Origin of the sequence: Aquimarina mytili (assembly GCF_016735115.1) — a bacterium.
Lineage (GTDB): Bacteria > Bacteroidota > Bacteroidia > Flavobacteriales > Flavobacteriaceae > Aquimarina > Aquimarina mytili.
The window spans coordinates 22023-34297 of sequence record NZ_JAERQJ010000008.1; the positions used below are offsets into that span (position 1 = coordinate 22023).

A 12275-nucleotide genomic window follows, 5' to 3' on the forward strand; every position below is an offset into this window, starting at 1 on the left:
ATAGTCAATCAGCAAGATTTAACACAATTTAAATCTTATAAGTTTGTACGCAGATTCCGGTAAACTCTTAACTTTACCATTAGAATATGCAACAAGCTTCTTTAGACATACAAATTAAAACATTGCCATCGAGCCCAGGGGTATATCAGTATTACGACAAAGATGATAAACTGCTATACATTGGTAAAGCCAAAAATCTTAAAAAAAGAGTAGCTTCCTATTTTACTAAAAGTCATGATAATTACAAGACTAAAGTTCTCGTAAAAAAAATCCATTCTATACGACATATCGTTGTTGAAACCGAGACCGATGCATTATTATTAGAAAATAATTTAATCAAAAAACATCAACCCAGGTTTAATGTGATGTTAAAGGATGATAAAACATATCCTTGGATTTGTATCAAAAAAGAACGTTTCCCAAGAATTTTTCCTACTAGAAATTTAATCAAGGATGGTTCAGAATATTACGGCCCGTATACAAGTTTTAAAACGGTAAACACCTTATTAGATCTTATCAAAGGATTATATCAACTTAGGACTTGTAATTACGATCTGTCTCAAGAAAAAATAGACAATGGTAAATACAAAGTTTGTCTCGAATACCATTTAGGCAATTGCAAAGGACCATGTGAAGGGTTACAGCCTGAAAAAGAATACAATGAAAACTTAGAAGCTATACGCCAAATTGTAAAAGGTAATTTTAAAGATTCTTTACATCGATTTAGGCAGCAAATGATTGCCCATGCAGAAAAAATGGAATTTGAAGATGCCCAACGAATTAAAGAAAAAATTGAGGTTTTAGAAAATTATCAGGCCAAATCTACAGTTGTTAACCCCAAAATAAGTAATGTAGATGTGTTTTCAATTATCACAGACGAATCTTTTGGATATGTCAATTTTCTTCAACTATCTTATGGGGCCATCATAAGATCTCATACCGCCGAGATTAAAAAGAAGTTAGAAGAATCAGACAAAGAACTTCTCGAATTAGCAATTATTGATATACGCCAGCGTTTTGGATCTAAGTCTAAGGAAATATTCGTTCCTTTTGACGTAAATGTAGGCGAAGGATTAAAAATTACTATCCCACAATTAGGTGATAAGAAGAAAATTATTGACTTGTCTTTAAGAAATGCAAAATACTACAGACAAGAACGTTTTAAGCAAATTAAAATCATTGATCCTGATCGTCATGTAAAACGTTTGATGGCGCAAATGAAAAAAGATCTTAGGCTTCCAGAAGAACCCAGGCATATAGAATGTTTTGACAATTCTAATATACAAGGAACCAATCCGGTTGCCGCATGTGTGGTTTTTAAAAATGGTAAACCCAGCAAAAAAGAATATAGAAAATTTAATATAAAAACTGTAGAAGGGCCAAACGATTTTGCCTCTATGGAAGAAGTAGTATATAGAAGATATAAACGTTTATTAGATGAAGAACAACCCCTACCTCAACTTATCATTGTCGATGGTGGAAAAGGACAACTTTCATCGGGATTAAAAGCCCTGGACGATCTTAACTTAAGAGGCAAAATTACAATTATAGGTATTGCCAAAAGATTAGAAGAAATTTATTATCCGGGAGATTCGATCCCATTATATTTAGATAAAAAATCAGAAACATTAAAAGTAGTACAACACCTTCGAAATGAAGCCCATAGATTTGGAATTACTTTTCATAGACAAAAAAGAAGTAAATCTGCATTAGATACCGAGCTTGATTCTATTCCGGGTATAGGAGAAAAAACGGTAATCGAATTATTAAAAAACTTCAGATCTGTAAAAAGAATACGCGAAGCATCAAAAGAAGAGCTTGCTCAAGTGATAGGAGATTCGCGCGCAACCAAAGTGTTTAATTATTATCTTTCTAAAAAAGACGAATTGTGACCATAAAACACATTATAAAGACTATTTTGATCAGGGTATCACTTATACTTATATTCTGTGTTTCGTTTTCTATGTGGTCGCAAGAAAAACAAGATACAGAACCTCAAGATAATCCTGTTGCAGAAGATGTAAAAGTCGGTTTAGTATTAAGTGGAGGTGGCGCAAAAGGACTGGCACATATTGGCGCTTTAAAAATTATTGAAGAATCTGGTGTGCGTATTGATTATATTGGTGGAACAAGCATGGGAGCTATTGTAGGTGCTTTGTACGCTTCTGGATATCGAGCGCAAGAACTTGATTCTATTTTTAGATCTGTAGATTTTGACACCTTTATACAAGATCAACTACCCAGAGACGCTAAAACATTTTATGAGCGAGATGACTCAGAAAAATATGCAGTGAGTCTTCCCTTTGATAAGTTTAAAATTGGTTTGCCTAAAGGATTATCAAAAGGGCAAAATTTTTATAATCAATTTTCTCGCTACACCTCACATGTTAACGATATTAACGATTTTGGAAAACTACCTATACCTTTCTTCTGTATTGCAACGAATATTGAAACAGGAAAACAAATACTTCTTGACAAAGGATATTTACCAGAAGCTGTTGCTGCCAGTGGGGCACTACCTTCTATATTTAGCCCAATAGAATTAAACGGAGTTTTAATGACTGATGGTGGGGTTTCTAACAATTTCCCTGTAAAGGAAATTAGAGATAAAGGTGCCGAAATTGTAATTGGAATTGACGTACAAGATAGCTTAATGTCTGGAGATCAATTAAACTCTGTGGATAATATCCTATTGCAAATTAGCAATTTCAGAACCTACAATGCAATGAAAGATAAAATCCCTGAAACCAATATTCATATCAAACCTGAAATAATGGAATTCTCGGTAATGTCTTTTGACAAAGCAGATGAAATTATTGCCAGTGGAGAAAAAGCAGCCCAAGCTAATTATGAAAAACTAAAAAACATTGCCCGACGCCAAAAACCTTCAAAACCTAGACCCAGAATTCCTAAAAATGACGAAACACTATTAATCAACAGCCTAGTGATTACAGGAAACACTAGATATACAAGAGCTTATATTAGAGGTAAGTTAAAACTCAAAGTCCCTAGAGTTACTACCTATGAAAAGTTAAATGAAGGTATCAACAACCTATCAGCAACAGGAAATTTTGATAGGGTAAGTCATCGATTAGTAGACAAAAATGAAGGAAAAGAGTTAGTCGTTAATGTAAAAGAAAGTGATAATAAAATGTTATTGCGCTTTGCATTACATTATGATAATTTGTACCAGACTGCTGCTTTGGTAAATATTACCAGGAAAAGTTTATTCTTTAATAATGATGTTCTATCTGCAGAAGCAGCTCTTGGAGACAATATTCGCTACAACGTAGACTATTATATCGATAAAGGGTTTTATTGGAGCACTGGATTAAAATACAGTTATACCAACTTTACAAAAGCCATAGATTTTGATTTTATCGGACAATTTGGGGAAATCCCAGATCTTGATATTAATACAATTGATGTGGATTATACAGATTTAAATGCTCAGGTATATGCTGAAACATTATTAAGCCAAACCTTTTCGGTGGGATTAGGAGCCGAATATAAAAGGCTTAGGATTATTTCTGAGACGTTTGGACAAGATGAGAATGCCGTTCCAGGTACTGTATTTGACAATAGTGATTATTGGAGTGCTTTTGGGTATTTTAAACTGGACACCTATGACAACAAATATTTTCCGACCAAAGGATTAGTTTTTGAAGGAGGTATACATACGTATCTTTTTTCTTCTGATTTCACAAATGATTTTGAAGAGTTTTCTATCGCCAAAACACAATTGGGATATGCTGCGCCATTATCAAATAGGCTGGCGTTAAATGTTAGTTTTGAAGCCGGCACCAAGATTGGAAACGCTTCATTAAACTCATTAGATTTTCTTCTTGGTGGTTTTGGAGCCCGTACCATTAATAATTTTATCCCATTTTATGGGTATGATTTTTTAGGCATTACTGGGCAAAGTTTTGCCAAAACTACAGTGACTTTTGATTATGAAATCTTTAAAAAAAATCATTTAAATGCTTCGGCAAATTTTGCCAATGTAGGCAATAAATTATTCAGTACAGGAAGATGGTTTGAATCCCCAGAATTTTCTGGGTATGCTCTTGGATATGGATTAGACACTTTTGCAGGTCCAATACAAATTAAATATTCTTTCTCTCCAGAACTGGACCAAAGCACATGGTACTTTAGTGTTGGATTTTGGTTTTAAATCTTCTGGAACCATTCAAAAAAAGACACCTTTATATTTAATATCCTTAAAAGACATTAAAATCTATATTCTTTTCTCTGGTATCTTTATCTTTTGTAAAGGAAATATTTCCGATATTTGTATCATTATGAGCTTGTTTTGGCAGGATTTATTATTACTATTACACTATCTTATTAAGCGTAACCCAGAATAAGGCAGGTTATCTTTCATTATTATATTGAAAATAATCGTTTACTATCAAATACTAAAACATCATGCCTTTTTATCATACTCTAGGAGAAATACCACCTAAACGCCATACCATCTTTAAAAAACCTGATGGCAGTCTTTATTACGAACAACTATTTGGAACCATAGGCTTTGATGGTATGTCCACCAATATGTACCATTGCCATAGACCAACTCAAGTGAAGGAAATAAAAGGGAGCTACAGTGTTGCCCCAAGGATTTCAATAAAAAACAATATAAAATCATATCGTTTTCATGGTTTTAAAGTTAGCCCTGAAAAAGATTATTTACAAAGCAGAAAAAATGTTCTTACTAATAGTGATGTAAGTATTATTTTATCTTCTCCACAAGAATCAACATCAAGTTATTTTTATAAAAACACAGATGCCGATGAGCTAATTTTCGTACATCGAGGAAGTGGTAAATTTAGAAGCCATTTAGGAAATCTTGATTTTAAATATGGTGATTATATCTTAATTCCCAGGGGTACTATTTACAAACTTGATTTTGAGACTATAGATAACCGTTTGTTTATTGTTGAATCTCGGAGACCAATATACACTCCTAAAAGATATCGTAACTGGTTTGGTCAGCTTCTTGAACATTCTCCATTTTGCGAAAGAGACCTAAGAGCCCCGTATGAATTAGAAACTAATGATGAAAAAGGCGATTTTTTGATCAAAGTAAAAAAACAGGATGAAGTTTTTGATATGATCTATGCAACGCATCCTTTTGATGTTGTTGGATATGATGGGTTTAATTTTCCGTACGCTTTTTCGATTCATGATTTTGAGCCCATCACTGGAAGAGTGCATCAACCGCCACCAGTGCATCAAACTTTTGAAACTGATGCTTTTGTGGTATGCTCTTTTGTTCCTAGGCTATACGATTATCATCCAGATGCTATACCTGCACCTTATAATCATAGCAATATAGATAGTGACGAAGTACTGTATTATGTTGATGGAGATTTTATGAGTAGAAATGATATCGATGCCGGTCATATTTCATTACACCCGGCAGGGATTCCACACGGGCCTCATCCAGGGGCTGTAGAAAGAAGTATAGGTCAAACCAAAACTGATGAACTAGCAGTTATGGTAGACACTTTCAAGCCCCTTATGGTAACCGAAGAAGCTATGAAAATAGCAGACGATGATTATCACAAATCATGGTTAGAGTAGTCAATTAGAAATATTAAAGACAATATCATTCTAATAAAAAGATTAAGAAGAGCGCATAAAATCTTAAATAGAATTATAAAGTCTTCAGTCAAATCAATAAATAATCGGAAAAATGTTAAATTATAGAACTGACATAACTCCCCATATAAGAGCTATGTGGTAATTAGGATTTGATTCATTTAATTCTAATTTATTCAGAGAAAACATTCTCTCATTTTCTAATTACACATTAACTAATACAAAAAAATATGTCAACCAATATAACACCTCAAGATTTAGAAAAAGTAGTTCCACAAGCAGAGGATTTTTTACCGCTTTTAGGAACCGATTATGTAGAACTTTACGTGGGCAATGCCAAACAAGCAGCTTATTATTATCAAACGGCATGGGGATTTGAACCCATAGCATATGCGGGTTTAGAAACAGGGCGTAAGGACAGTGTTTCTTATGTACTTCGGCAAGATAAAATAACATTAGTACTTACTTCACCGCTGCAACCCGATGGTGATATCAATAAGCATATTAATGCACATGGTGATGGTGTAAAAGTAGTTGCGCTTTGGGTAGATGACGCCACTAAAAGTTATGAAGAAACTGTAAAACGTGGTGCCAAATCATATATGAAACCAAAAACTGAAAAAGATGAACACGGAAGTGTTGTTTTTTCGGGAATCCACACCTATGGAGAAACGGTCCACATTTTTGTAGAACGAAAGAATTATCATGGCGCTTTTTTACCTGGATTCATGGCCTGGAATAAACCTTATAAAACGGCTACTACTGGACTAAAATATATAGATCATATGGTAGGAAATGTAGGATGGAATGAAATGAACAAATGGTGTGAGTTCTATGCCAAAGTTATGGGGTTTGCTCAATTAGTATCCTTTGATGATAAAGATATTTCTACAGAGTATACTGCCCTAATGAGTAAAGTAATGAGCAATGGTAACGGGCGTATTAAATTTCCAATAAACGAACCAGCAGAAGGAAGAAAAAAATCTCAGATTGAAGAATATATTGACTTCTATAATGGTGCTGGTGTACAACATATGGCATTGGCAACAGATAATATTATTGAAACCGTTTCTGATCTTCAAAATAGAGGAGTCGAATTTCTAACAGTTCCAGCCAGCTATTACGAAACCGTATTAGACAGAGTAGGCGAAATCGACGAAGATCTTGCCCCTCTTAAAGAATTAGGAATCTTAATTGATCGCGACGACGAAGGCTATCTTCTTCAAATTTTTACCAAACCCGTATTAGATCGACCAACTATGTTTTTTGAGATTATACAACGTAAAGGAGCACAATCTTTTGGAAAAGGTAATTTCAAGGCACTATTTGAAGCCATAGAAAGAGAACAAGAGCAAAGAGGAACTCTTTAAAAATAAGTGTTTTATACTTTTTTGAATATTCTAATCAAGAATGTTAATATCTTATAGAAATTGAAATATTGTGATTATTTTTATAAGTTTTTGTTAAATTTCGTAATAAAAAAACGTTTTCGATTGATAATTATTCAAAAAAAGTTGATATTTGCAAATATGAGTGGAGTGGTTACCACTTATATCTAAAACAATAATTATTCTCATAATTTAAGTTTTTAGTTGGTTAATAAAAGTAAAAAAGAGAGCTGTGGTGGCTCTCTTTTTTTGTTTACATTTTAATACATTGATAACACTTTCATTTTTATCTCTTTACATTAAATAGTACTTTTGGAATAGAAATTGTAATTAAATAGAAAATTATATGTTTATCTATTGCTAGTAAAGCCCTAAATTATGAAAAAGCCTATTTTAATATTACTTCTATTGAGTATGTCAATTACAGTTTCTGCTCAAGAAAATCATAAAGCATTTGATTCTGGAGAATGGTTTAGATTTAGAATACACTATGGCTTGTTTACTGCAAGTTATGCAACGCTAGAAGTTAAAGATGATACTATAAATGATATTCCTGTTCATCATATAGTTGGTACAGGAAAATCTTCTGGATTATTAAGCGTATTTTTTAAGGTTGAAGATTATTATGAAACCTATATAGACAAAAACGAAGTTAAGCCCTATAGGTTTATTCGTAAAATTAATGAAGGAGGTCATACCAAAGACATAGAAATTAATTTTGATCATCAAAAAAGTCAGGCGTTAGTATTTAACAAAAAATACAATACAAAACAGAAGTTCCCCATTCAATCTAATGTACAGGATATGATGTCTTCTTTTTATTATTTGCGTAATACTATAGAAACATCTTCATTAAAAAAAGGTGATGAGCAGTATGTAAATATGTTTTTTGATAATGAAAACTACCCTTTTAAGTTAAAATTTCTAGGAAGAGAGGTTATTAGAACTAAAATGGGTAAAATTGCATGTTTAAAATTTAGGCCATATGTTATGGCAGACAGAATCTTTAAAGAAGAAGAAAGTATGACGGTTTGGGTTAGCGATGACGACAACCGTATGCCAGTACGAATAAAAGCTGATATATTAGTAGGCTCTATCAAAGCAGATTTAGATGCTTTTAAAGGCCTTAAACATCCTTTTAAAATTCTAGTAGATTAAATGAATCAACCCATTAAACCAGAAATTGCTGAAAAAATACAGCAATTAGAAAGAAAATTTAAAAATTCGGGCCAAGATTTGGGATCATACCTTGACGGTCTCCTTCATGATAGATATCTAACCTATTGGGATTATATTCATCTAGACACCCTACTCAGTTTACAAATACCAAGGACTCATTTTCCTGATGAAGAAATTTTTATAGCCTATCATCAGATCACAGAGCTTTATTTTAAACTTATCATACATGAGCTAAAACAAATCATAGACGATAAATTACAAAACGCTAAGTTTTTTACAGAAAAACTACATCGCGTTAATCGTTATTTTAGAGTGCTAATTAATTCTTTTGATGTTATGATCAAAGGGATGGACAGAGAACAATTCTTAAAATACAGAATGTCTCTTCTTCCGGCTAGTGGGTTTCAATCGGTTCAATTTCGACTTATCGAAATTTATTCAACTCCACTAACAAACCTGGTTAATCCTAAAGAAAGAGGACAATTTTCTGAACAAGATCCTCTTGAAGAGGTGTTCGAGCATTTATACTGGAAATTTGGTGCTACGGATTTAAAAACCGGAGAAAAAACTCTTACCTTAAAACAATTCGAATATAGATATACACCAAGAATGATGCGTATTGCTCATCAAGTAAAAAGCAGTACTATATTCCATAAATACCTCGATCTGCCAGAAAAAGAGCAAAATAACGTGCACCTTATCGAAGCATTACGTACTTTTGACACCAATGTCAATATTAATTGGTTATTAATGCATATGGGTGCTGCCTATAGGTATCTCAATAAAGAGAAGGGTGAAGTTTTAGCTACTGGAGGGACCAATTGGAAAAAATTTCTACCACCTAGTTTTCAAAGGATTACATTTTTTCCTAATCTTTGGAGTGAAGAAGAGAAGGAAAATTGGGGCCAACAATGGGTTGCACATCAGTTTAATACCACAAAATAAAATAGTCGTCAGTTGAAGCAAATAAGTTACTTGCTACTTATAGCAGTAGTAGCATTTTCGTGCCAAAAGGAAAAGAAAGAAGCAAAGGTTGTTGTTCCTGAAGAGATTAAAGAAGAAACACCTCCTGTGGTCAAAAAATTTGGTTATATCTTAGATCATTTTAGTGTAGTCAATGATACCATACGACCAGGAGATAGTTTTGGAGCCATTATGGATACTCATGGCATTAGCAGATCAAAAGTATTTGAGATCACAAACAAAATCAAAGATACTTTTAATGTTGCACGGATCATGGCAGGAAAACCCTATATGCTTCTTAAAGCTAAAGATACTACAGAAAAAGCTCAGGTATTTATATATCAAAACAATAAAATTGATTACACAGTAATTGATTTCAGAGATAGTATTATAGCTACAAAGCGTAAAAAACCAGTAAAATTAGTAGAAAAAACTGCTTCTGGAACCATCAATAGTAGTTTAATGCAAACTTTTGATGATTTAGACCTTAATTTTCTGGTTGCCTACAACATGGCAGACATATATGCCTGGACCATAGATTTTACCAGACTTCAGGCTGGAGATAGATTTAAAGTTATGTATACCGAAAAATTTATCGACGATACTATTCCTGCAGGAATTGACCAAATAAAAGCAACTTATTTTGAGCATAGAGGTAAACCGATATATGCATTTAGATTTGTAGACGATTCAATAAATGGCTCTATAGATTATTTTGACGATGAAGCTAATAATTTACGCAGGGCATTTTTGAGAGCTCCAGTAAAATTTAGCAGGATTTCTTCTAGATACAATCTCAGACGTAGAATTAAATACTATGGCAATAAAATAAGACCACATAGAGGTACTGATTTTGCCGCTCCTATTGGGACACCCATATTAGCTACTGCAGATGGTATTGTTACAAAATCAGAACGTAAAGGAGGTAACGGCAAGTATGTAAAAATAAGACATAATGCTACTTATGACACCCAATATTTGCATATGAGCAGACAAGCCGTAAAAGTTGGACAATTTGTAAGGCAGGGTGATGTTATAGGATACATCGGTATGACCGGTAATACCAGCGGACCACATGTATGCTACAGATTCTGGAAAAACGGAAAAGAAGTTGACCCTTTCAAGCAAGATCTACCAGCCTCAAAACCTTTAGCTGATAGCTTAAGGCCGGGATTTTATAAACATATAGAACCTTTAAGAACTGCTTTAGACAGTGTGCCATTTAAACCACAAGAAACTATTTTATAATATTATGTCATTACCAACTATTAACCCAACCACCACAAAAGCCTGGGAAGCCTTAAAATCTCATTACGAGAATATAAAAGATACGCATCTTAAAGATCTTTTTAAAAACCATGAAAATCGAGCTCATCTTTTTTCTGTCCAATGGAAAGATTTTTATGTAGACTATTCTAAAAACAGAATAGACAAAACCACTAAAAAATTATTACTTGACCTTGCCAAAGAAGTAAAACTTGACGAAGCTATACAATCCTATTTTGGAGGAAGTATCATAAATGAAACCGAAGAAAGAGCAGTACTACATACCGCACTAAGGGTTCCTTCAAGCCATACAATAGAGATTGAAGGCAAAAATGTAATCCCCGAAGTTGATTCGGTAAAAGAAAAAATAAAAGGATTTAGCGATCAGGTTATTTCGGGTAGTTTAAAAGGATATACTGGTAAAGCATTTACTGATATTGTAAATATTGGTATTGGCGGATCAGATCTTGGACCAGCAATGATTACAGAATCTTTAGAGTTTTATAAAAATCATCTTAATGTGCACTTTATCTCTAATGTAGACGGAGACCATGTACATCAAAACTTAAAAGGATTAGATCCTGAAACAACCCTGTTTGTGGTAGTTTCTAAAACTTTTTCTACTCAAGAAACATTATCTAATGCAACTACAGCAAGAAACTGGTTTACACAACACGCTTCAAAAGAAGCAGTAAGCAAGCATTTTGTAGCGGTATCTAGTAATATTCCTAACGTAACTAATTTTGGGATTGCTGAAGAAAATATTTTTCCATTATGGGATTGGGTAGGCGGACGTTTTTCACTTTGGAGTGCTGTAGGATTGTCTATTAGTCTTTCTGTAGGGTATGAAAATTTTGAAGCTCTATTAGAAGGAGCACATGAAATGGATGAGCATTTCAAAAATACTTCTTTTGAAGATAACATACCTGTTATTTTAGGAATGCTTAGCATTTGGTACAATAATTTCTTTGAAGCCGAAAGCGAAGCGATTATTCCTTATTCTCAATACTTACATAGATTACCTGCATATTTACAGCAAGGAATCATGGAGAGTAATGGAAAAAGTGTAGACCGTAATGGTAACCCTGTTGCATATCAAACCGGAACTATTATTTGGGGTGAGCCCGGTACCAATGCTCAACACGCTTTCTTTCAGTTAATTCATCAAGGCACAAAATTGATTCCGGCAGAGTTTATAGGTTTTAAACATTCTTTGTTTGAAGATCAAGATCATCAAGATAAGTTAATGGCAAATTTCTTTGCACAAACAGAAGCATTGATGAATGGTAAAACAGAGGCCGAAGTTGTAGAAGAATTAACATCCAAAAAACTTTCTCAAGAGAAGCTTAAACAATTACTGCCTTTTAAAATCTTTGAAGGAAACAAACCAACAACAACAGTTCTAATTGACAAACTAACTCCAAAAAGTTTGGGTGCATTAGTATCCATGTATGAACAACGTATTTTTGTACAAGGTGTGGTGTGGAATATCTTTAGCTATGATCAATGGGGTGTAGAATTAGGAAAACAATTAGCTACAAAAATCTTAACAGAAATTAACAATTCACAAGTTTCTGAACATGATTCTTCAACACAAAAATTACTACAGCACTATTTAAGTAAGTAAATTAAAACAGATAAATATTTAGAACCAGCCTGATTATTAGGCTGGTTTTTTCATTTCCTGACGCTTTTCTGACAGCAATGTTGCATAAAATTATGCCACAATAATTAACATTTCTTTAGTTAATAACTTGTGAATATCTTCAATTGCCTGATAACCAGCATCACTTTGAAATATACTTACCTTTGATTGATGGTTTTTTTGTTAAAAACTCTTAACATTAAGGTAAACTTAGTTTGCAGAAAGATTCG

8 protein-coding genes are annotated in these 12275 nt (G+C 33.3%); all 8 read left to right on the forward strand.

Going from position 1 to position 12275, the window contains the following annotated elements:
• Positions 1–86 precede the first annotated feature (86 nt).
• Complete coding sequence (gene uvrC / locus JJQ60_RS17105; RefSeq protein ID WP_201923193.1) at positions 87–1892, forward strand: excinuclease ABC subunit UvrC; 1806 nt, start codon at positions 87–89, stop codon at positions 1890–1892.
• Positions 1889–4174, forward strand: coding sequence for a patatin-like phospholipase family protein (locus JJQ60_RS17110; protein WP_317194023.1), 2286 nt, complete (start codon positions 1889–1891; stop codon positions 4172–4174). The genes uvrC and JJQ60_RS17110 overlap by 4 nt, the downstream gene beginning before the upstream one ends.
• A gap of 254 nt (positions 4175–4428) precedes the next feature.
• Positions 4429–5586 carry a homogentisate 1,2-dioxygenase gene (locus JJQ60_RS17115; RefSeq protein WP_201923196.1) on the forward strand — a complete coding sequence of 386 codons (1158 nt, stop codon included), beginning with the start codon at positions 4429–4431 and terminating at the stop codon, positions 5584–5586.
• Positions 5587–5834: 248 nt separating this feature from the next.
• A complete protein-coding gene (hppD, locus tag JJQ60_RS17120) occupies positions 5835–6974 on the forward strand; it encodes a 4-hydroxyphenylpyruvate dioxygenase (RefSeq protein WP_201923197.1) in 1140 nt (379 codons plus the stop codon).
• Positions 6975–7370: 396 nt separating this feature from the next.
• Positions 7371–8150, forward strand: coding sequence for a DUF3108 domain-containing protein (locus JJQ60_RS17125; RefSeq protein ID WP_201923199.1), 780 nt, complete (start codon positions 7371–7373; stop codon positions 8148–8150).
• Positions 8151–9116 carry a tryptophan 2,3-dioxygenase family protein gene (locus tag JJQ60_RS17130; protein WP_201923201.1) on the forward strand — a complete coding sequence of 322 codons (966 nt, stop codon included), beginning with the start codon at positions 8151–8153 and terminating at the stop codon, positions 9114–9116.
• Between the two features lie 12 nt (positions 9117–9128).
• Positions 9129–10382, forward strand: coding sequence for a peptidoglycan DD-metalloendopeptidase family protein (locus tag JJQ60_RS17135; protein ID WP_236669161.1), 1254 nt, complete (start codon positions 9129–9131; stop codon positions 10380–10382).
• Positions 10383–10386: 4 nt separating this feature from the next.
• Positions 10387–12027 carry a glucose-6-phosphate isomerase gene (gene pgi, locus JJQ60_RS17140; protein ID WP_201923202.1) on the forward strand — a complete coding sequence of 547 codons (1641 nt, stop codon included), beginning with the start codon at positions 10387–10389 and terminating at the stop codon, positions 12025–12027.
• Positions 12028–12275: the final 248 nt, after the last annotated feature.

Excerpts from the sequence above, each read along its gene's own strand:
- JJQ60_RS17115 (WP_201923196.1), top strand. The coding sequence starts at position 4,429 with ATGCCTTTTTATCATACTCTAGGAGAAATACCACCTAAACGCCATACC.
- JJQ60_RS17125 (WP_201923199.1), top strand. The coding sequence starts at position 7,371 with ATGAAAAAGCCTATTTTAATATTACTTCTATTGAGTATGTCAATTACA.
- hppD (WP_201923197.1), top strand. The coding sequence starts at position 5,835 with ATGTCAACCAATATAACACCTCAAGATTTAGAAAAAGTAGTTCCACAA.
- JJQ60_RS17130 (WP_201923201.1), top strand. The coding sequence starts at position 8,151 with ATGAATCAACCCATTAAACCAGAAATTGCTGAAAAAATACAGCAATTA.
- pgi (WP_201923202.1), top strand. The coding sequence starts at position 10,387 with ATGTCATTACCAACTATTAACCCAACCACCACAAAAGCCTGGGAAGCC.
- uvrC (WP_201923193.1), top strand. The coding sequence starts at position 87 with ATGCAACAAGCTTCTTTAGACATACAAATTAAAACATTGCCATCGAGC.